Source organism: Photobacterium atrarenae, assembly GCF_024380015.1.
Classification (GTDB): Bacteria; Pseudomonadota; Gammaproteobacteria; order Enterobacterales; family Vibrionaceae; genus Photobacterium; species Photobacterium atrarenae.
Genome location: NZ_CP101508.1, coordinates 2,956,771 through 2,978,688, shown reverse-complemented (window position 1 = coordinate 2,978,688; position 21,918 = coordinate 2,956,771). Strand labels below are relative to the sequence as shown.

Sequence of the window (21,918 nt, the reverse complement as noted above, 5' to 3'; positions counted from 1 at the left end):
AATGGCCGGTTCGTCTGTGTCATGTGTAACGTATTCTGGGAGTTTTGTGAATAACTATTCTGTTATTCTGAAATAATATTTGTTCCAGCTTCCCCTTTCAGGATGTTCAGACCGTCTTCCAGCGAGCCGATGCCGACCAGCTTGCCGCCCTGGCGGATAAATTCGCACGAGGCATCAATTTTCGGCCCCATCGAGCCGGCGTCGAACTGGTATTGCGCCAGCTCTGTCGGCGTGGTGCTGCGTAGGGCTTTCTGGGTCGGTTTGCCCCAGTCGAGGTAGACGGCATCGGCATCGGTCAGGATCAGCAGAGCGTCGGCGCCGAGCTGCTTGGCGAGGAAGGCTGCCGACATGTCTTTGTCGATCACGGCTTCCACCCCAACCAGCTTACCGTTTTCTTCTTTGACCGGGATCCCGCCGCCGCCGGTGCAGATCACCAGGTGGTTTTGCTTGATCAGCGCGGTGATGGCGTCATCTTCGATAATGCCGGTTGGCAGTGGACTTGGCACCACGCGGCGGAAGTAAGGGCCATCGGGCTTCACGGTCCAGTGGTATTTTTCCGCCAGCGCGCGGGCTTCGGCTTCTTCATAAACCGGGCCGATCGGCTTGGTTGGGTCGGCAAAGGCCGGATCATTGGGATCGACGCTCATCTGGGTCAGCATGCAGGAGATTTGCTGCGCCGGGAGCAGGTTTTTGAGCTCTTGCATCAGCATGTAGCCGATCATGCCCTGAGTTTCCGAACCCAATACATCCAGCGGATAAGGATTGACTTGTTTGTATTCCAGCCCTTGCAGGGCCAGCAGGCCGACTTGCGGGCCGTTGCCGTGTACCAGCACCACGTTGTATTCAGTGGCGATATCCGCGATGGCCCTGGCGGCGGTCGCAATATTCTGACGCTGGATATCGGCTTCGAGTGGTTCGCCGCGGCGGAGCAGGGCATTCCCGCCCAACGCGACAACAACGGTTTGTTTGGTCATGGGATCGTCTCTCTTCATCGTTTTATCAGGGCCGGCATGCTTGGTGCCGGCCATCTCATGTCGGTGTTTATTGCGAGTCAGGCTGGGCCTGCCGCGCTTAAATACCGTCGCGCTCGATTGGGCAGCTCATGCAGCGGGCGCCGCCGCGGCCACGGCCCAGTTCGTCCCCCGGAATCGGCAGGACAGTGATGCCGGCTTTGTCGTATTTCTCGTTGGTGTAAACGTTGCGCTCGTAACCAACCACCACACCCGGTTTCACGGTCAGCACGTTGTTGGCATCGTTCCACTGCTCGCGTTCGGCTTCGTAGCTGTCGCCACCGGTGGTGATCAGGTTCAGCTGACCGACCCCCAGGGCTTTCTCAATCGCATTGACGAAGTAGCCTTCCTCTTTCACGTTCACGGTGCCGCTTTCATCACCGGTCAGGCTCCAGCATTTCACATCTTTGCGAACCACTTCCGGGTAGACCGAGAAGGTGTCTTCGCGCATGTGGGTCATCACAGTATCTAAGTGCATGCAGGAGCGGTGTTTCGGCAGCTCCATGGCGATGACTTGTTTGGCCTCACCGTGTTTGAACAAGCTGGAGGCCAGTTGCTCGACCCCTTGCGGTGTGGTGCGCTCAGACATCCCAATCAGGACTGCGCCTTTACCGATGACCAGTACGTCGCCGCCTTCAATGGTGGAGTTGTCGTAGCTTTTCTCTTCATCGCCGAAGTACTTGATAAAGTCCTGGCCGGCGAAAGTTGGATGCCAGCGGTAAATCGCGCGCAGATGGTTGGTTTCACGTTGGCGGGCCGGTTTGGCCATTGGGTTAATCGAAACACCACCGTAGACCCAGCAGGAGGTATCGCGGGTAAACAGATGGTTTGGCAGTGGTTCAATAATAAAGTCATGCGCTGCGTACATGCCCTGCATCATGGAAGAGGACTGAATCGGTAACTCGGAGTAGCTCAGACCGCCGAGCAGAATTGAGGCCAGTTCCTGATGCGGTAAATCAGCCAGGAAGCAGCGAACGTCATTGGCAAAGCGCGGGCCGAGGCGCAGATCGGAAACCTGGGTGCTCAGCAGCCAGTCTTTGGCTTCCGGGACGGCCAGCGTTTCTGCCAGCATATCCCGAAGCAGGAAGACTTCGACGCCCTGATCACGCAGGGTTTGGGCAAAGGCATCGTGCTCTTCCCCGGCAGGCCCGACGGCCAGGACATCATCAAATAATAATTCGTGGCAGTTCGATGGGGTCAAGTGAGTGAGGGCTCGTTCCGGACGATGAACAAGGACGCGACGTAATTGACCAACTTCAGAACCTACGTAGAATTTACTCATGATCGTCTCTCTCTATTATTTGACCAGGTATTCCTGGTTTATTTGTAGGAGTGTTTTTTATTGCGGTATTTTATTTTTATTCCGCTTTGTTTCTGTCATTCATTCTACGCTTTAAAACACCGGCGTCTTAGAGTTTGGTCACACTTTAATTATTGTTAAAACAGGCGTGTCATAAAATAATTTAACATTAAGTATGCAGGTGTTATTGAATTTCAGGAGCTGGGTATTTATGGGGTGAAGTTTGATTTTTAAAGTAGGGTGGCTTTGTAAGTTGTTGTATTTTATTGTCTTATTGTTTTGGTTTTTCGGCTTTGGGATGTTTATTCACTCTGGGGGAGCTTTAGGTGTGGGGAAGAAATATAAACTTATTCACTATTGTTGTCTAGCTATATGAACCTTGTCTGAATGTTGTATTTCTGGTAACAAATATTTTTCCTTTTTTATTTTTCTGGGTTGTTTTTGTAGTTTAAATACAGGTTGGGTAAGTGAGTATATTGTTTTTTTATTATCTTTAATGGGTGGGGTGTATGAGCGGTTATTTAACTTTTATGACAATAAGGAACCCGGTGAGATGTGACTTTTGAATTTTATTGGAGGGGGAGGTGTGCGGATAATGTTGATGTGATATTGCTTCAATATATTGATGGCTGTTTCTCGAAAGGGAGCAGAGTTATTAAAAAGGATGCAGCGGAGACGGTGAGCTGAAATAAAAAAACCGCCCGCAGGCGGTTTTTTGAGGCGTTCGGCGTTAGATCATAGCGCCGACACTAAGCATGGCCATCAGCAGGATGGAGAGGATCCCCAGCAGCGGTGCGACCCATTTGACCCAGCGGACATAAGGAACCCGGGCAATGGCCAGGCCACCCATGACGACCGCAGAGGTCGGGGTCATCAGGTTGACGATCCCGGAAGCGGACTGATAAGCCGTCACGACCAGATCCCGTCCCACACCGGCAAAGTCGGCCAGCGGTGCCATAATCGGCATGGTCAGGACGGCCAGGCCGGAAGATGACGGAACCAGGAAGGAAAGCAGGATTTCCAGCCAGTACATCACGTTGATGAAGATCACTGAGGAGAGGCCGGTCACGGCATGCTCGGCGGCGTTGAGGATGGTGTCGGTGATCATGCCGCGGTCCATGATCACCACGATGCCACGGGCAATCCCGATGATCAGCGCTACACCCAGCAGATCGCGGGCACCATCAATGAAGCTGGAGGTGAACTCTTCTTCACTCATGCGGGCAATCAGGCCGATGATGATGGTTGAGGCGAGGAACATGCCGGAGATTTCCGCCATCCACCAACCGGCCACAGCAACTCCGTAGATCATGATGCCGAACGAGGCGGCAAAAATCGCCAGGATCACTTTGCGGGTGGTGGTGAACTCAAGCATGTCGTCGCTTTGGTTACCGAGGAAGTGCGCTTTGTTTTCTTCGTACTTGTCATACACAATCGATTTGCTTTGATCGGCGCGGACCATTTTGGCATAGCGCATCACGTACCAGACGCAAATCAACCAGCCGATGGCCAGGATAGCAACGCGCAGCAGGATGCCGTCGGTGAACGGGATCCCGGCCGCATTGGCAGCGATGACGGTGGCAAACGGATTGATGGTTGACCCCAGGGTGCCGATCCCGGCACCCAGCAACACGGTGGCTGCGGCGACCAGCGGATCAAACCGCGCCGCCATCATGACCGGCACCAGCAGGGTATAGAAGGGGAGTGATTCTTCCGCCATGCCGTAAATGGTACCGCCGGCGGCAAACAAAGCCATCAGAATCGGGATCATCAGCTCTTCCCGGCCTCTGAGGCGGGCGGTGACGCGCTCGATCCCGGCATCTATCGCGCCGGTTTTGGTGACCAGACCCAAAAAGCCGCCGATCACCAGGATAAACAGGGAAACATCTATTGCGGCTGCTTCATAAGTGTTATGGTCGTAAAAGCCGTCAATCGGGGCGAGCAGAACATCCACCACGCCTTGCGGGTTACTTTCAACCGGCTGGTAGGTACCGGTCACCGGCACGGCTTTGCCCAGGTCTTCGTTCATCACTCGCTCATACTGTCCGGCAGGGACAATCCAGGTCATCAGCGCGACCAGGGCAATCAGGGCGAACAGGATGGTGTAGGCGGAAGGGAATTTGAAGTTGGCAAAGAAGCCGCCTTTGTCTTCTTTGTGTGCGGTTTGCGTCGTCATTGTCATCTCCTTACCTCGTGCGGGATACCGCACAACAGGTCATCTTGTGAGCCGGGCTATTTGCCAGGCATGACGGTGCTCTCTGGCTGCCAATTATGATTTGGTCCAGTGAAGTTGGGGTGTCACTTGCCTGCGCGATGCTTGATTCTTGGTGCGTGCTGCGTCAGGCTGCCACGAATGGCTGGAAAGGCGTCTCTCGGTGGACTGACCGGAGCTATTCCGCTCGCCTCGGTACTGCCAGAATTTGGCAGGGCGCGCCGAGCGGACAGTTTGGCGTCTGTGTACGATGGAGACGTGGTAAGGAGCGCCTTCGGCGTCCGGGGCCGGTGTGGAATTTACGCATGATCGTATCTCTCTTTTGTTTCATTGCTCACCGTTTACGGCGAGTCTGATTTTTTGTTGTCTGCGATGATTTTAAGTTGCCCGAGCGGGTTTAACTTTGGGGGGCTTCACACTTTTCTGGCGCAAAAATGTCGCGGGAGAACCCTAGGTTGCGGCGCAGAGGGTATTTTGACGAGCAAAATGCGTGATTATTCTCTTTGCGAATGCCCGCGGCGGTTTGGATTATGCAACTTGAGTAGGACGATTTGCCCGAGAGACCAGATTTTACGCCTTTAGGGGTAGAAAGGCCGTCTCTGGCTATGCTGTTTTGCTGGGTAAAGATGGGTTTCTGTGCTGAGGGAGATAACCGGGGCGGGAATATTATGCAGTTTTGTGGTTGGCCGCGGGCGGCAGAAAATCCAACCTTTGTTTGATACATATCAAATTTACCCGTCAGCATGGTAATTGACGGCAATCCGTGCGATATTTGCGGAAAAATTTATGCCTGCTGGAGTGAACCCATGTCTTATGCCGAATTGATTGAAGAGCAGAAGGAAGAAACCCGCGAAATTATTGAGGCGCTGCTGGAAGATGGCAGTGATCCTGATGCCCTGTATTCTATTGAGCACCACTTTTCAGCCGATACCTTCGAAGAGCTGGAAGCGGCGGCCGTTGAAGCTTTCAAAATGGGCTTTGAAGTGATGGAAGCCGAAGAGCTGGAGCTGGCCCCGGAAGACGGTGGCGGCAAAGTAGTTTGTTTTGATGCCGTGATGGAATCAGCTCTTAATGCTGAGCTGATTGATGCGCAGGCGGAAAAGCTGATCCAGCTGGCTGAAAAACACAATATCGACTACGACGGCTGGGGCACTTACTTCGAGTCGGGCGAAGAGGACGAAGACGCGGAAGACGACAGCGAAGCATAACTCTTCAACGCGACTTTAAATGTTGAAAAAAGCTGGCTGTTGCCAGCTTTTTTGATCGCGTAGCTTGAGCGGTGATCAGAAGGTTTTCAGCATCCGCACTTCACAGGCATCATGGCCGGTACTACCCAGCGCCTGTGGGATCTGAACAAAGCCGAGCGATTCATAGAGCGCGATGGCTTCGCCCAGGTTGGCGGTAGTTTCCAGGTAGCAGCCGCGATAGCCTTGCGCCCGAGCAAAGCGCAGCGCTTTCACCGCCAGTTTTCGGGCCAACCCCCGGCCCCGGAGCTCGGGCAGGAAGTACATTTTCTGTAACTCACACAGAGTTGCCTCTCCGGCCAATGGGGCAATACCGCCGCCGCCGAGGATCCGCCGCTGATACTCGATCACCCAGTAGGCGCTGCCATCGGCCTGATAAACTTCACTCATCCGGTCTAAAATCGGATCGGCGACGCCATATCCCTTATCGGTAGTCAGGCCATATTCCGCAGAAACGCGACGGATCACTGCGGCCGTCGCTGCATTATCCAGCGGGGTGAGCGGGCGGATCACATAGCCATCTTGTTTGGCGGCCGCCTGGATCGATTTGCTGTAACGCGCCAGGCTGCGGCCGAGTTGTGCCGCTTCATCGTCATCCATCTGGGCGAGCCACGCATCCACCTGGCCATTGAGCGCATCGTGCAACGCCTCGAGCTTTTGCATGCCTTGCGCCGTCAGCTGATAGATCTGGCTGCGGCCATCTTGCGGATTGGGCTGGGTTTCAACCCACTGCTGGTTGAGTAGCATCGCCAGGTTGCGGCTGGCGTTGGATTTGTCTACCTGTAGCCGCACAGCCATCTCATTGACGGTGGCGGGATGGTCAGCCAGCTCGATCAGGGTGTGGGCCTGGACCGGGCTTAAGGCCATATTGCCACACTGGCTGTCCAGCATGCCCAAGTGGCGGACCAGCTGACGGGAAAGTTGTCTGAGTGTATTGGCGTCCATGAAACTCTCATCGGCTCTATTAGTTGCGGTGTGCAACCTAATTTAGTTGCGCGCGGCAACTATGTCAAGATGATGATCTTACCCCTCGAATCGAACATCCCTAAGTAACTGAAATAAATGCATTTTTTAACTTTTATATGAGCGTTGTTGCTCTGTTTGTGTGATAATTCATGCCGGTTGAATCGGTGTCGGATCTCAGGCACAGCCACCCCTTTATTTGTTCACAGGTAGAGAGAATAAGATGGAAAATCAGGTTAGGTTTCACGGCCAGGGCAGAGAGTTCTTTGGCATCTGGATTGTTAATATATTGCTGTCGATTGTCACGCTTGGAATTTATTCCGCTTGGGCCACGGTGCGCACGAATAAATATTTTTACGGTAATACGGAGTTGGCCGGGGATCGGTTTGATTATCATGCCACGCCAAAGCAGATTTTGATCGGGCGGATCATTGCGATGATCTGCGTTCTGATCTGGATGGTTGCCAGCCAGTTTTTCCCGCCGGTTGCGGTCGGTCTGATGGTGTTTGGGATCGTGCTGGCGCCCTGGCTGCTGCGTAATAATGCGCGCTTTGATGCCCGCATGACCAGCTACCGCAATGTGCGGTTTGATTTCGCCGGCACCCTGAAGGCTGCCTATGGGGTATTCCTGGGCTGGCCGGCGCTGTGCTACCTGCTGATCGGTGGGGCACTCTTTTTCTCCTTCTCGGTTGTGGTGAACAACCCAGTGGTTGGCGGGCTGCTGTTCCTGCTGACCTTTGTGCTAGCCTTCGTGGTTTATGCCTGGGTGGCGTCACAGATTGCGGCTTACTACCTGAATGGCTACCGCTACGGTAACCGGGAATTCCATGCCGACGTTGAACTCAAGGCGTATATCAAGACGTACCTGCTGGGTGGCCTGCTGTGGGTCGGGATGATGGCGGTGCTGCTGCTGATCACCTCGCTGGCCTTCGGCATCAATTCCCTGGCGACGTTCCAGGATCCGGCAGCACTGGATGGCGGGATGTCGCAGTGGCAGGTGATGATTTTTGTCATCTACGGTCTGATGGCGCTGGCAGCGATGATCGTCAATGGCTTTATCCGGGCCCGGATCCGCAATTACCTGTTCGGCCAAGTGACGGTTGAAGGTGAGCCTGCATATCCACTGGCGTCGCGGATGACGGTGGCCGGACTGGTCGGCCTGATCCTGAGCAACGTTCTGTTGTTGATCGTCACGCTGGGCCTGGCCCGGCCATGGGTGAAAGTGAGAACCGCACGTTACCTGGCCGGGGTGACCTATATCATCGGCGATCTGGCGCTGTTGCAGGCGGAAGGTGAAGAGATGGCGCAGGGTGCTGCGATTGCCGATGAAGTGGCGAATGCCTTTGATCTTGGGGTTGGGATCGGATGAGTTGGCGCGGCTTTTGCCATCCGCCGAACAGTGCCAGCAAGCTCGATGCTGAGTTGACGCTGTTGCCGCAGCAGCAGATCCGTTTGTGCTGCGATGCCGGGAGTTGGGACTGGCCCATCTCCCGGGTCGATATGACGCCGTCGCTCGGGCGGTTGCCGCTGACCCTGACCTTTCCTGATGGGCACCAGTTTATTCCACAGGATAGCCCGGCTCTGGAAACTGCGCTGCAAAGCGCCCGGCGTGGTCACCGGCTGCACTGGTGGGAGCGGCACTGGCCGGCGATTGGCGCCAGTGTGCTGGCCGTGGCCTTGCTGATGGTGCTGGTGTTCAGCCATGGCCTGCCGGTGCTGAGCCGCGCGCTGGTGCACCTGCTGCCGGAAGCGGTGGCTATACATGTCGGGGAGCAGACCCTGACGGCACTGGATGAGCACCTGTTCCAACCCAGCGAGCTCAGTGAGACGCGCCGGCGTGAGCTGCAACAGCAATTTGCTGCGTTGGTGGCGCAGGTGCCACCAACCCCGGTGAGCCCCCGGTTGCAGCTCCGGCGCTGGGAGGCCGGGCCCAATGCTCTGGCCCTGAGTGACGGCACGATTGTGGTGATGGATTCCTTGGTAGCACTGGCGAAGACACCGGCGCAACTCAACAGCATTTTGCTGCATGAGCTGGGCCATCTGGAATACCAGCATGTGATGACTGCTCTGGTGCGCTCGGCACTGATCTCCACCGCTGTGGCGCTGATGACGGGCGAAAGTACCGGGCTGGCGGATAACTTTCTGGGCGGCGGGGTGTTTATTCTGACCCAGGGCTATTCCCGGGCCGATGAGGCCGAGGCTGATGCCTATGCGCTGGCGCAGATGCAGCGTGTGTTTGGCAGCGTGACGCCGATGCAGCAGATGTTTGAGCGTCTGGAAGCGGCGACAGCAGGAAAGGATGGTCCGGAATGGCTCAGCACCCATCCGGGGATGCAGCACCGGCTGGAAGCCATTGCAGCGGCCGCTGAAGCGCAGTCGCGCTGAAATCTGCGATGTAGATTCTGATGCCGGATAAGGCCGGCCCGTGAAGTACGGGCCGGCCTTTTATTTGTGCGCCGAGCATGGCGTTGTTCTAGGAGGTGAAAGTCCTCTACGGGCTCAGTCGAGCGAGAACCGTTAGCCTATGCAAGGGTGCCCACCGTGAGGTGGGATCTGAAGGAAGCAAACGGCAAAACTTGGGTGTGACGAACAGAAACCTGATAGTAGGCCAGTACAACTTGGGTAACCTAGCAATATATAGAACAGCCCAATGCCTCGACGGGAAGTGTGTACGGGTAAATCAGGCACAGCCAAGGGAAAGAACAACGTCTTACCTCGGGAGATCTTACGACCTGTCTCGGATGAGACTAATACAACAGTGATGTTGTGTGACGGGTAATAAGAAGTCAGCAGAAGGCATAGTACCTTGGGGAAGTACAACCCAAGGGAAGGCCGGAACTGAATATATCAAGAAGCAGTCACTAGACACTCAATCATGTGGGGTCATAGCAAGATGAACAACATCTCTACGTACTACTGGGCAACACCGCAAGTGACGCTCATGGCCACGAAGAATGACAAGCATGATCGGCGTAGACAGGAGGACGAGTCTTGGTGACCTCAACTCAGTTGATGGAGCGGATCTGCTCCTCAACAAATCTGAACCAAGCCCTGAGAAGAGTGAAGAAGAACAAGGGATGTGCTGGGGTTGATAAACTCGACATAACAGCGACTATCTCGATGCTTCGGCAGTCTTCTAATGGGCAAGCGCTCCGCCAGAGCCTTCTGGACGGGAGCTACCAACCGCAACCCGTTCTGGGTGTAGAAATTCCCAAACCTAGCGGGGGAGTGAGGCAGCTAGGTATCCCAACTGTACTTGATAGGGTAGTCCAACAGGCCATTACCTCAGTACTGACAGATATCTACGAACCTCAGTTTTCAAGCAACAGTTATGGGTTCAGGCCTAACCGCAGTGCCCACCATGCATTGGTGGCAGCAAGCCACTACATCAGGGAGGGGCGGGGTTATGTAGTCGACATAGACCTGGCGAAATACTTCGATACTGTGAACCACGATAGACTGATGCACAGGCTATCGGAGGACATCACAGATAAACGGGTCCTGAAACTGGTCAGGTCATACCTACAGGCAGGCATAATGCGAAACGGGTTAGTTGAGCAGAGGCAACGAGGGACGCCACAGGGTGGACCATTATCTCCGCTGCTATCAAATATCGTATTAGATGAGTTGGATAAAGAGCTTGAGCGAAGAGGGCATAAGTTCTGCCGATATGCAGACGACTGCCAAATCTACGTGCACAGTGAGGAAGCCGCCAATCGAGTAAAAGCCTCAATCACGGAGTTCTTGGAGCAGAAACTGAAACTCAGGGTTAACCGTGAGAAAAGTGCGGCAACGAGAGTGACAGAGCGGACTTACCTAGGCCATCGCTTTCAACGAGATGGAAGCATCCATATCTCGAAGACAGCACAAACTCAGATGAAGAAGCGAGTGCGTCAAATAACGAAGCGGAATCGAGGGCGAGAGTTGAAGACAGTCCTAGTCGAACTCACTCAATACCTAAGAGGTTGGCAACACTATTTCAAGCTTGCCATACGGAAAAGCGCGATGCAGCGCTTGGATGAATGGATAAGGCGGCGCTTACGGTGCTATCGCCTCAAGCAGCGCAAGCGCAGATACAGCATAGCGACATGGTTACGCCAAGAGGGTGTAAGCGAACGCAATGCGTGGAAGCTGGCGATGTCAGATAAAGGGTGGTGGCACTTGGCTTTATCGCCCCAGCTCAATCAGGCCATGCCAATGAAATGGTTCAAGGAGATGGGTCTGTACTCGTTGCGAGATGGGTACGAGTCACTGAAAATATATTCGGAACCGCCGTATGCGACCCACGCTTGTACGGTGGTGTGAGAGGACGGAGGCCGTGAGGCCTCCTCCTACTCGATTTTGGGGCGGGTGAGGCATCCTGAGCTAGTGATGGCAGGCCAAGTCGTTGAACAGGTGGACTTGCCGGGCTTCCCGGCGCTGCCACAGGCGCTCATGGCCGTAGTAGGCCAGGGTATTGATGGCCGGCTCAATCATCGCCATCAGACTGCCAATCAGGATATCTCCGGTGAGCAGGTAAGCCACGCCAAACGCGACGGAAAAGTGGATGACGGCAAAGCTGAGGGTCTTGCGGCCCGGGTTATTGAACTGTGAGCGTTTGAGCGGCGCCCATTGCCAGACTTTTTCGTGAAAATAGAAGGCGACGGTGTTGACCATCGGCTCGGTCATCGCCATCAGGCTGCCGAGAATGATATCCCCGGTCAGCAGGTAGGCGACACTCAACGCCACAGTAAAATGAATCGCGGCAAAACTCAGGGTCTTTTTCATCACGGCTTCCTCGTTTGGATAGCCTTAGTATTGCGAATGGTTATCAATAGTAAAAGGTGATTGTTACTATCAAATTGATAGCCGAAAGCTATATTTTGCCAGTGACGGAATCACGGCCAGGGAATAGCTGTGAGGGACTGATCGTGAAGGAATAGCGACCAGAAAGCAGAAGCGGGGATTGAACATCTTTGCTGCGGAGCCGGAATAAAGAAAAGGCTGACGAATCCTCGTCAGCCTTGATCGGGTTGGCAAGACCAGCCTGCGTTTGGCGGGTCAGTCCGAGAAAGCTTACAGCGCCGCGATGGTTGCTTGCTGCTCCGCCAGTTTCACCAGTGTTTCTTTGTAGCTGTCCAGTTTCTCGCGCTCTTTGGCAACCACAGCTTCCGGCGCTTTGGCGACGAAACCTTGGTTACCCAGCTTGCCTTCGATGCGCTTGATCTCGCCTTCGGTCTTCTTGATTTCTTTCGCTAGGCGGTCAAGCTCAGCGTCTTTGTCAATCAGGCCGGCCATCGGGATCATCAGCTCAGACTTGCCAACCAGCGCCGTGGCACAGGCCGGGGTTTCTTCACCGGCAGCCAGCACGCGGATGTCTTCCAGTTTCGCCAGCGACACCAGTACGGCCTTGTTGGCTTCCAGACGCGCTGCGTCTTTTTCGTCTGCGGCTTTGAGCATCACATCCAGCGGCTTGCTCGGCGCGATGTCGTACTCGGCACGCAGGTTACGGATGCTGGTGATGAAGCCCTTCACCCACTCAATGTCAGCCAGGGCCTCGGCATTGAAGTTGGCCTCGTCGTACTGCGGCAGCGCCTGCAGCATAATGGTGTCGCCCTCAACACCGTCGACCAGTGGCTTGACGCTCTGCCAGATGGTTTCGGTGATGTACGGGATCACCGGGTGGGCCAGGCGCAGGGTTTTCTCCAGCACGGTGATCAGGGTACGGCGGGTCGCACGTTGCTGCGCTTCGCTGCCTTTCCACAGCACCGGTTTGGTCAGCTCCAGGTACCAGTCACAGAACTGGTTCCAGATGAACTCATAGATGGTGTTTGCCGCCATATCGAGACGGAAGTTTTCAATGTGGGCATTGAAATCTTTCGCCGCCAGTTCGAACTGAGATTCGATCCACTGATCGGCCAGGGAGTATTCCAGCTCGGCGCCTTCGGCGAAGCCGCAATCCTGATCTTCGGTGTTCATCAGTACGTAACGGCTGGCGTTCCACAGCTTGTTACAGAAGTTACGGTAACCTTCCAGACGTTTCATGTCCCAGTTGATGTCACGGCCGGTCGAGGCCATGGCTGCCAGCGTGAAACGCAGGGCGTCGGTGCCGTAAGGTTCGATGCCGTTCTCGAAGGTCTTGCGGGTATTTTTCTCGATCTTCGCAGCCAGCTGAGGCTGCATCATGTTCCCGGTGCGCTTGGCAACCAGAGACTCCAGATCAATCCCGTCGATCATGTCGATTGGATCCAGGACGTTGCCCTTGGACTTCGACATCTTGTCGCCGTTTTCATCGCGGATCAGACCGGTCATGTAGACAGTCTTGAACGGTACCTGCGGCTTGCCGTTTTCATCTTTGACGAAGTGCAGTGTCATCATGATCATCCGCGCAACCCAGAAGAAGATGATGTCGAAACCAGACACCAGCACATCCGACGGGTGGAAGGTCTTCAGGGCCTCGGTGTTTTCCGGCCAGCCTTGGGTACCGAAGGTCCACAGCGCCGAGGAGAACCAGGTATCAAGCACGTCGTCGTCCTGACGCAGGACGACAACCGGTGCCAGGTTGTTTTTCTCACGGACTTCTTCTTCGCTACGGCCGACATAGACGTTACCGTCGTTGTCGTACCAGGCCGGGATCCGGTGACCCCACCACAGCTGACGGGAAATACACCAGTCCTGCACGTCACGCATCCACGCGAAGTACATGTTCTCGTACTGCTTCGGTACGAACTGGATGTCGCCGTTCTCAACCGCTTCGACAGCTGGCTTGGCCAGCGGCGCGGTGCGCACATACCATTGGTCGGTCAGCATCGGCTCGATCACCACGCCGCCACGGTCGCCGTAAGGCACCGTCAGATCGTGATCTTTAATCTCGTCCAGCAGGCCCAGTTCATCGAACTCTGCGACGATGGCTTTACGCGCGGCAAAACGCTCCATGCCGTGGTACTTGGCCGGTAGCGCTGCGCTATAGGCATCGCTTGGCTCACCATTGGTGGTGAAGACTTCCGCGGCATCGCGAATGTTGGCATCCAGGGTCAGGATGTTGATCATCGGCAGGCTGTGACGTTTGCCTACTTCGTAGTCATTGAAGTCATGCGCCGGGGTGATTTTCACACAGCCGGTGCCTTTTTCCATGTCAGCGTGCTCGTCACCGACGATTGGGATGCGACGGTCAACGATTGGCAGGATGATTTCTTTGCCGATCAGGTCTTTATAGCGTGGATCTTCCGGGTTCACTGCGACACCGGTATCGCCCAGCATGGTTTCCGGACGGGTGGTCGCAACGATAATGTAGTCTTTGCCTTCGGCGGTTTTCACGCCGTCGGCCAGCGGGTAGCGGAAGTGCCACATGTGGCCTTTCTTGTCTTTGTTTTCAACTTCCAGATCCGAAATCGCCGTGTGTAGTTTCGGATCCCAGTTCACCAGGCGCTTACCGCGGTAGATCAGATCTTCTTCGAACAGGCGCACGAAGACTTCCTGAACCGCATTCGACAGGCCGTCATCCATGGTGAAGCGCTCACGATCCCAGTCGACCGAAGCGCCCAGGCGGCGCAGCTGCTGGGTGATAGTGCCACCCGACTCGCCTTTCCATTCCCAGATTTTATCGATGAAGGCGTCGCGGCCGTAATCGTGCTTGGTCTTGCCTTCTTCGGCGGCAATTTTACGCTCCACAACCATTTGGGTGGCGATACCGGCGTGGTCGGTACCGACCTGCCACAGGGTATTCTTACCTTTCATGCGCTCGCAGCGGATCAGGGTATCCATAATGGTATCCTGGAACGCGTGGCCCATGTGCAGGCTGCCCGTGACGTTTGGCGGTGGGATCATGATGCTGTAGGCATCTTTTGTCGTATCACCGTGAGGCTTGAAGTAACCAGCCTCTTCCCAGCGCTGATACAGCGCTTTTTCAATTGATTGTGGGTTGTATGTCTTTTCCATAGCGCTCTTAGAAGGATCTATATGGGAATTAGGGCGTCTCAGGGGCAGCGGCGGTCTGAAGCTGAATGCCGGCAAGGCGGTAGGCCTTGTAGCGCTCGCGGGCCTGCTGCTTGAGTTTTTCATCGCAAGGAACGAAGTCTACCACTTGTGAGAAGGTAACAGCAAAATTTGGTGCTTCCTCACTCAAATTAATCAGCACGCCTCTGCGCCCGCTGTGGCGTAACCCCGGCCAGCCAATCTCAACCGGCGAGCCGCCGCGCGGGCCTTCGCCCACCAGGTTATGCGGGACGAAATTATCCGGCTCCTGTTGCCACAGGTACTCGTCGATTTGCTCAGCCTGCGCTTTGCTGGCGGCCAGCAGGTAGACTTTGTGCCCCTGTTGATAACTCAATGCTGCCTGATGGCAGGCAAAATGCAGCGGATAGTCGCTATCCGCTGCGTTTTGGCTGTCATCGATTATATAAAAAGTAGCATGAGTCATCGCAGTTGCTCTTCAAAAGAAAGGGGCCGTGCGGCCCCTGGGTTGTCATCTTACTCGACGTTTTCCTGGCCGGCACGGTTGAGCAGGAACTGGACCAGCAATGGGACCGGACGGCCCGTTGCGCCTTTCTCCTTGCCGCCTTTCCAGGCTGTCCCGGCAATATCCAGGTGGGCCCAGTTGTACTTTTTAGTGAAGCGGGACAGGAAGCAGCCGGCGGTGATGGTACCGGCACCCGGGGTGCCCAGGTTCGCCATATCGGCAAACGGGCTGGCCAGTTGCTCCTGGTACTCATCGCTCATCGGCAGGCGCCAAGCGCGATCACCGGCTTGCTCGGAAGCGTTGATCAGCTCATGTGCCAGCGGGTTGTGGTTGGCGATCAGGCCGCTGATGTGGTTGCCAAGGGCTACCACACAGGCACCGGTCAGGGTTGCGACGTCCACCACGCAGTCCGGCTCGTAACGCTCGACATAGGTCAGTGCGTCACACAGCACCAGGCGACCTTCGGCATCGGTGTTCAGCACTTCCACGGTCTGACCGGACATGGTGGTCAGAATATCGCCCGGACGGTAGGCATTGCCTCCCGGCATGTTTTCACAGCCGGCCAGGATACCGACCACGTTGATCGGCAGGTTCAGCTTGGCCAGGGACTTCATGGCACCGAACACGGTTGCTGCGCCGCACATGTCGTATTTCATTTCATCCATGTTGGCAGACGGCTTGATGGAGATACCGCCGGAGTCGAAGGTCAGGCCCTTGCCGACCAGTACAATCGGCTTGGTATCCGGGTCCGGGCTGCCCTTGTATTCAATCACCGACATCATGGCTTCGTTTTTCGAGCCGCGACCAACAGCCAGGTAAGAGTGCATGCCGAGGGCTTCCATCTCCTGTTCGCCGATAATCTTGGTGCTGACGGTCTCGAAATCATCTGCCAGACGGCGAGCCTGAGAAGCCAGGTAAGCCGGGTTGGCAACGTTTGGCGGCATGTTGCCCAGATCTTTACCGGCATTCACCCCGGAAGCGACAGCCAGGCCGTGCGCAATGGCGCGCTCACCCAGCGACAGCTCGCGGCGGGTCGGTACGTTGAACACCAGCTTGCGCAGCGGGCGGCGGGTTTCCGGCTTGCTGCTCTTGAACTGGTTGAAGGTGTACAGGCTGTCTTTGGTGGTTTCAACGGCCTGGCGGACCTTCCAGTAGGTGTCGCGACCTTTGACATGCAGCTCGGTCAGGAAGCACACCGCTTCCATGGAGCCGGTTTCGTTCAGGGTGCTGATGGTTTTCTTGATGATCTGCTTGTACTGGCGTTCGTCTAGCTCGCGCTCTTTCCCACAGCCAACCAGTAATACACGCTCAGACAGTACATTGGGGACATGGTGAAGCAGCAGCATCTGGCCTGGCTTGCCTTCCAGGTCGCCACGGCGCAGCAGTGAGCTGATATAGCCGTCACTGATTTTATCGAGTTGCTCAGCAATTGGAGAGAGGCGGCGTGGTTCGAAGACCCCAACGACGATACAGGCGCTGCGCTGTTTCTCCGGGCTACCACTTTTTACACTGAACTCCATGCGTACTCCTACATCCTATAAAGACAATTAAAGCTAAATGTTAGATAATGCCGCACTTACTTGTTGGACCGTCATTTCGGTATAGGATCAAAGTGCAGGCTAACGATTAGCCGAAAGATTAAAAAATAACTACTTAACCGAAAAACTATAGTGATTCCAGCAAAAAAACAAGTTTTCTATGGGTGTATAACGCGTGATTATTGTTCGGTATTTGACACGTGAGACATTAAAGAGCCAATTTGCGGTTCTTTTGGTGCTCTTTCTTGTCTTTATCAGCCAAAAATTTATTCGAGTGCTGGCGTCGGCGACCGAAGGGTCGATCCCCAGTGAACTGATCCTGACCCTGATGGGATTGTACATGCCGTCGATGGCCCTGCTGATGCTGCCGCTCAGTTTGTACATCGGGATTTTGCTCACCTTTGGCCGGCTGTATGCCGAGAGTGAAATCACGGTGATGAATGCCACCGGGATCGGCAATAAGTTTCTGATCCGTGCGGCGCTGTGGCTGGCAATCATTACCGGCTCTGCTGCCGGCTTTAATGCCCTGTGGCTGGCGCCGTGGAGTGTGGAGCAGGAAACCCGGGTGATGGAGCAAGTGGAAGCCGACTCCGGCCTGGATTTGCTGGTCAAGGGCCAGTTCCAGGCGGCGCCGGACGGCAAAGGGGTCGTGTTTGTCGATGACATCACCGACAGCGGCACCAAGCTGCACAATGTGTTCGTCGCCCAGCTGACGGCCCGCGATGCGATGCGCCCGAGTGTGCTGGTGTCTGACCGGGGCTATGTCAGCGAGCTGGCCGATGGCCGCCAGGTGCTGGATTTGCAGGACGGCACCCGTTACGAAGGGATCCCGACCCGGCTTGATTACGCGATTACGGAGTTTGACGGCTACCAGGCATTGATTGGCCAGCGGGCGGTGCGTGAAAAGAGCCGTGACTGGGATGCCCTGCCGACGCTGGCGCTGATGCAGCGTCCGGAGCTGGCGGCCAAGGCCGAGTTCCAGTGGCGGGTCTCGCTGGTGCTGTGTATTCCGCTGTTGACTATGGTGGTGGTGCCGCTCTCGGCGGTCAATCCGCGCCAGGGCCGTTTTGCCAAGCTGGTGCCGGCGGTGTTGCTTTACCTGGCCTACTTCCTGGCGATCAGTGCGGCGAAATCCGCCGTTGAAGATGGCGGCCTGCCGCCGGAGATCGGGCTGTGGGGGATCAACCTGGCGCTCTTGATGATTGCGGTGGCCTTGAACACCTGGGATACGTTGCCGATGAGACAGCTGAGAGAAAAATTACGGAGACGCGGCTGATGTTTAAGATTCTGGACTGGTACATTGGCCGGACGATCATTGCGACCACTACCCTGACACTGTCGACCCTGGTGGGCTTGTCGGCCATCATCAAATATGTTGAGCAACTGCGGAAGGTCGGTGACGGCTCGTATGATCTGTGGAAGGCGCTGATTTATGTGCTGCTGAGTGTGCCGCGTGATATTGAGATGTTTTTCCCGATGGCGGTGTTGCTGGGGGCACTGATTGGTTTAGGGACCCTGGCCTCAAGCTCGGAGCTGGTGGTGATGCAGGCGGCCGGCTTCTCCAAGCTGGATATCGGGTTGTCGGTGCTGAAGACCGCGGTCCCCTTGATGCTGATTGTTACCCTGCTCGGTCAGTGGGGCGCACCGGAAGCACAGAAGGCGGCGCGTGAGCTGCGGGCGCTGTGGACGTCCGGTGGGAATATGTTGTCGGTGCAACGCGGGGTGTGGGCCAAAGACGGCAATGACTTTATCTATATCGGCCGGGTCCATGAGCAGAGTCAATTAGATGCGGTCAATGTCTGGCAGTTCGACGAGCAGGATCAACTGGCGCAGACCGTCTTTGCCCGCAGTGCGTCTTATGATGAGCAGCAGGGCTGGTTACTGGAAGATGTAACGGTCACCGATATTGATAAGGTGCAACAGTCGAACCGCGAATACCCCACGCTGGCCTGGCAGACCACGCTGACGCCGGACAAGCTGGCGGTGGTAACGGTGAAACCGGAAGAGCTGGCCTTATCCGGGGTGTATAACTATGTGTCGTATCTGAAGGAGTCACAGCAGGATGCCTCACGCTATGAGCTGGCGTTCTGGCGCAAAGCGCTGCAACCGGTGTCGATTGCAGTGATGATGCTACTGGCGCTGTCGTTTGTGTTCGGGCCGTTGCGCTCGGTGACTATGGGGGCCCGGGTCCTGTCAGGGGTGATCTTCGGTTTTGCGTTTTATATATCCAACGAAGTATTCGGGCCGCTGAGCATCGTCTATCGCCTGCATCCGGTGATCGGGGCATTGGGGCCGAGCCTGGTCTTTTTGTTTATCACGCTGTATTTGCTGCGGCGTAAGTTATAACGGCCCCCTTACACAGAGACAAAAAAGGAGCTTTCGAGCTCCTTTTTTATGGGTTGCTCACCGCATTAATTGGGCTTGGGTAGCACAATCATTTCGCTGTTGGCCATCAGATCCTGCAGTGATTGTTTCTCTTTATTGAACGGGGCCCACAGATTGCCCAGGCCAAAGGCAGACGTAGCCATACGGATCAACGCCTGGGTCAGGCGAATATTTGAGCCGTCTTTGTTCTGCAACCGGAGCTTCCAGGCGCGCATCCCCAGCGTCTGGCCGCCACGGCACCAGAAGAAGGCATAGAAGCCGGCGATCACCACAGCCAGGTAAATCGAGTAGAGCCCACTCACGATCGGATGCTGGCTCATGTAGGCACTGGCATCTTCATACGGGCCAAGGCTGATCACGCCAAAGTGGAGCAGGGTGGCGACCAGGGCTGTTGCTACGCCGCCGGCCAGCATCAGAATGGCGGCCACGATCAGCAGATCATAAAGCCAGGCGCCGAGCCGGCGTAGCAGGCCGGGGTAGACTTTGGCAGAAGAAACGTCCTGTTGTTTGGTCTTTTTCACGGAGGTGTCCAAAAGTTAATCGCAAGAGACTGGGCGCAGTGTAGCAATTTCTCCTGGAGCGGGAAATGGCCCGCAGATTGGAAATGAGAGGTAGCCGGTTTTCTTTATTTTTCCTGTGAAAATAATGGCTTTGCTATCGAGTTCGTATTTTCATGATTCTCTGCCGGCGTTGTCCGCATGGTTGCCAATGAATGGCTATGTTCTCTATACAAGGCTTTGTGAGTGCCTGTTGTTCCAGACACTGTTTTCATCTTATGCAGTCCATCCGATGACAACAGGCCGGGAAAGGTATCGCGCAGCATCAGGCCTGAACAGTCGTACCGCATCTGAACTCGCGCGCGAGAATAAGCCGGGAGTTTTGCAGTCTTCGCACAGGAACACTCTGACAATGTGCCGACCAATATAGGGAGATACTATGGCCGCTAAGAGTTATTTTCATCGTGGTGGCGAGCAGCCGCTGCTTGGAAAAACTATTTCGCAGCAATTTGCTGAGATTGCCGCTGCTTTTCCGGAGTATGAAGCCGTGGTTGCGATACCGCAGCAGCGTCGTTTGACATACCGTGAACTGGCCGCTGAGGTTGATCAGCTTGCCAAGGGATTACTGGCCGCAGGCTTTGAGAAAGGGGACCGGGTCGGAGTCTGGTCGACCAATAATTTGGAGTGGATCCTGCTGCAAATGGCGACAGCCCGGGTGGGGATTGTTCTGGTCAATATTAATCCGGCATACCGCAAGCGTGAACTGGCCTATGCGCTGCAATGTTCGGAAGTGCAGGGGCTGTTTGTGATCCCGTCCTTCCGTGACAGCAGCTATATTGATATTCTGGCCGAGCTACTGCCGGCGCTCGGCAGTGCTTCCACCGACTCAGCCTCGCCGCCGGCGCATGCGGAATTTCCCTTCCTGCGCCATGTGGTGGTGTACGATCCGCAACACCCGATGCAAACCGAGTGCCCGGCACCGGGGTTCGCGGTTTGGGCGGATATCATTGAAGCCGGCCACAGCATTTCTGATGCCCAGCTCGACGCGGTGACTGATGCGTTGGACTGCGACGATCCGATCAATATTCAATACACCTCGGGTACCACCGGGTTTCCCAAAGCTGTGGTACTGAGCCACCTCAATATCCTTAATGATGCCTATTTCTCGGCGCAGGCGATGCACTTTACCGAAAAGGATCGCCTGTGTGTCCCGGTGCCGTTTTATCACTGTTTCGGTATGGTGTTGGCGAACCTGCTGTGCCTGTCTGTCGGGGCCTGCGTGGTGATCCCGGCTGAGCACTTTCATCCGCTATCGGTTCTGCAGGCTGTAGCTCAGGAAAAATGTACTGCACTGCACGGGGTTCCGACCATGTTTATGGCTGAGCTGGATCACCCTGAGTTTCAGAACTTTGATGTCAGCTCGCTACGGACCGGGATCATGGCCGGTGCGACCTGTCCGCCGGCGTTGATGATGCGGGTGATGACGGAGCTGAATTGTCGGGAAATTCTGATTGGTTACGGCCAGACCGAGGCTGCGCCGCTGAGCCACCTGACTGAGATTGATGACTCGCTGGAGCGTCGCACTGAAACCGTGGGTCGCAACTTGCCGCACCAGGAGGTCAAGGTGATCAATATTGAGACGGGAGCGACCGTTCCTCTCGGGCAGCCTGGCGAGATCTGTTTCCGTGGCTATAACCTGATGCGGGGTTATTACGGCAATGTAGCTGCGACCCGGGAGGCGATTGATCCACAAGGCTGGCTGCATTCCGGGGATCTAGGGGTGATGGATGAAGAAGGCTATGTGCGGATCACCGGCCGGATCAAGGAAATGATCATCCGGGGCGGGGAGAATATTTATCCGCGAGAAATTGAGGAGTTCCTGTATTCCAACGAGAAAATCCAGCAGGTTGCCGTATTCGGGGTGCCGCAGCCTTTCTATGGTGAGGAAGTGGTCGCCTGGGTACAGCTGCACCCCGGGGAAGAGATGAGCGTTGAAGAGCTGCAGGCGTTTTGTCGGGATGAACTGGCTCACTTTAAGATCCCCAAAGTGATCCGTTTTGTAGATCATTTCCCGATGACAGTGACCGGGAAACTGCAGAAATTTAAAATGCGGGATCTGGAAATCGAGCAGGAAAAGCAGGAGCAGGAAGAAAGCGTGGGCGTCGGTTAATCCTGTCAGTCCATTGTATAGCCCCGGCATGCTGCCGGGGCTATCCGACTGGGGGGAAGCCTCGATTAGAGCGGGACAAACTGCATAAAATTTCAGCGAACGCACGCAGAATGCCGGTGTTTGTGAGAAAAGTAATTGTATATCAGACCTGTATACGTATAA

The 21,918-nt window shown here is 55.4% G+C and carries 16 protein-coding genes; 7 read left to right on the top strand and 9 right to left on the bottom strand.

Features of this window, described 5'->3' with window-relative positions; all coding sequences use genetic code 11:
- Positions 1–62: 62 nt before the first annotated feature.
- The 3 genes from arcC to NNL38_RS13795 all read right to left on the bottom strand — a co-directional run bounded on the left by arcC (position 63) and on the right by NNL38_RS13795 (position 4,486).
- Positions 63–974 carry a carbamate kinase gene (gene arcC, locus NNL38_RS13805; protein WP_255388594.1) on the bottom strand — a complete coding sequence of 304 codons (912 nt, stop codon included), beginning with the start codon at positions 972–974 and terminating at the stop codon, positions 63–65.
- A gap of 97 nt (positions 975–1,071) precedes the next feature.
- Complete coding sequence (gene arcA / locus NNL38_RS13800; RefSeq protein ID WP_255388593.1) at positions 1,072–2,292, bottom strand: arginine deiminase; 1,221 nt, start codon at positions 2,290–2,292, stop codon at positions 1,072–1,074.
- Between the two features lie 748 nt (positions 2,293–3,040).
- A complete protein-coding gene (locus NNL38_RS13795; protein ID WP_255388592.1) occupies positions 3,041–4,486 on the bottom strand; it encodes a YfcC family protein in 1,446 nt (481 codons plus the stop codon).
- 842 nt (positions 4,487–5,328) lie between these two features.
- Between NNL38_RS13795 and rraB the strand changes: the two genes are divergently transcribed.
- Positions 5,329–5,730: a ribonuclease E inhibitor RraB gene (gene rraB, locus NNL38_RS13790; protein ID WP_255388591.1), complete on the top strand. Its 402-nt coding sequence runs from the start codon at positions 5,329–5,331 to the stop codon at positions 5,728–5,730.
- 75 nt (positions 5,731–5,805) lie between these two features.
- Here rraB and NNL38_RS13785 read toward each other — a convergent pair whose 3' ends face one another.
- Entirely contained in the window at positions 5,806–6,711 is a 906-nt protein-coding gene (locus tag NNL38_RS13785; protein ID WP_255388590.1) for a bifunctional helix-turn-helix transcriptional regulator/GNAT family N-acetyltransferase, read from the bottom strand.
- Between the two features lie 241 nt (positions 6,712–6,952).
- Here NNL38_RS13785 and NNL38_RS13780 point away from each other — a divergent pair, with 241 nt between their 5' ends.
- The 3 genes from NNL38_RS13780 to ltrA all read left to right on the top strand — a co-directional run bounded on the left by NNL38_RS13780 (position 6,953) and on the right by ltrA (position 11,034).
- Positions 6,953–8,098, top strand: a complete 1,146-nt coding sequence (locus NNL38_RS13780) for a YjgN family protein (protein WP_255388589.1) — start codon at positions 6,953–6,955, stop codon at positions 8,096–8,098.
- Complete coding sequence (locus NNL38_RS13775) at positions 8,095–9,114, top strand: M48 family metallopeptidase (RefSeq protein WP_255388588.1); 1,020 nt, start codon at positions 8,095–8,097, stop codon at positions 9,112–9,114. Before NNL38_RS13780 ends, NNL38_RS13775 begins: the two co-directional genes overlap by 4 nt.
- A 627-nt stretch (positions 9,115–9,741) precedes the next feature.
- Positions 9,742–11,034: a group II intron reverse transcriptase/maturase gene (ltrA, locus tag NNL38_RS13770; protein ID WP_369414611.1), complete on the top strand. Its 1,293-nt coding sequence runs from the start codon at positions 9,742–9,744 to the stop codon at positions 11,032–11,034.
- A gap of 60 nt (positions 11,035–11,094) precedes the next feature.
- Here the strand turns inward: ltrA and NNL38_RS13765 are convergent, their stop codons facing one another.
- The 4 genes from NNL38_RS13765 to pepA form a co-directional block, all read right to left on the bottom strand.
- Positions 11,095–11,496, bottom strand: a complete 402-nt coding sequence (locus NNL38_RS13765) for a DUF2061 domain-containing protein (RefSeq protein ID WP_255388587.1) — start codon at positions 11,494–11,496, stop codon at positions 11,095–11,097.
- A gap of 288 nt (positions 11,497–11,784) precedes the next feature.
- The gene (locus NNL38_RS13760; RefSeq protein ID WP_255388586.1) at positions 11,785–14,646 is read right to left on the bottom strand and encodes a valine--tRNA ligase; all 2,862 of its coding nucleotides are present in this window, start codon (positions 14,644–14,646) and stop codon (positions 11,785–11,787) included.
- A gap of 28 nt (positions 14,647–14,674) precedes the next feature.
- Positions 14,675–15,127: a DNA polymerase III subunit chi gene (locus NNL38_RS13755; RefSeq protein WP_255388585.1), complete on the bottom strand. Its 453-nt coding sequence runs from the start codon at positions 15,125–15,127 to the stop codon at positions 14,675–14,677.
- Positions 15,128–15,177: 50 nt separating this feature from the next.
- The gene (gene pepA, locus NNL38_RS13750) at positions 15,178–16,686 is read right to left on the bottom strand and encodes a leucyl aminopeptidase (protein ID WP_255388584.1); all 1,509 of its coding nucleotides are present in this window, start codon (positions 16,684–16,686) and stop codon (positions 15,178–15,180) included.
- A 193-nt stretch (positions 16,687–16,879) separates the two neighbouring features.
- On the opposite strand from pepA, the gene lptF reads away from it, so the two are divergent.
- Positions 16,880–17,980, top strand: coding sequence for an LPS export ABC transporter permease LptF (gene lptF / locus NNL38_RS13745; protein ID WP_255388583.1), 1,101 nt, complete (start codon positions 16,880–16,882; stop codon positions 17,978–17,980).
- Positions 17,980–19,050, top strand: a complete 1,071-nt coding sequence (gene lptG / locus NNL38_RS13740; protein ID WP_255388582.1) for an LPS export ABC transporter permease LptG — start codon at positions 17,980–17,982, stop codon at positions 19,048–19,050. The genes lptF and lptG overlap by 1 nt, the downstream gene beginning before the upstream one ends.
- A gap of 65 nt (positions 19,051–19,115) precedes the next feature.
- Here the strand turns inward: lptG and NNL38_RS13735 are convergent, their stop codons facing one another.
- Positions 19,116–19,610 (bottom strand): RDD family protein, encoded by a 495-nt coding sequence (locus NNL38_RS13735; RefSeq protein ID WP_255388581.1) that lies wholly within the window; start codon positions 19,608–19,610, stop codon positions 19,116–19,118.
- A gap of 415 nt (positions 19,611–20,025) precedes the next feature.
- Between NNL38_RS13735 and NNL38_RS13730 the strand changes: the two genes are divergently transcribed.
- A complete protein-coding gene (locus tag NNL38_RS13730) occupies positions 20,026–21,756 on the top strand; it encodes an AMP-binding protein (RefSeq protein WP_255388580.1) in 1,731 nt (576 codons plus the stop codon).
- Positions 21,757–21,918: the final 162 nt, after the last annotated feature.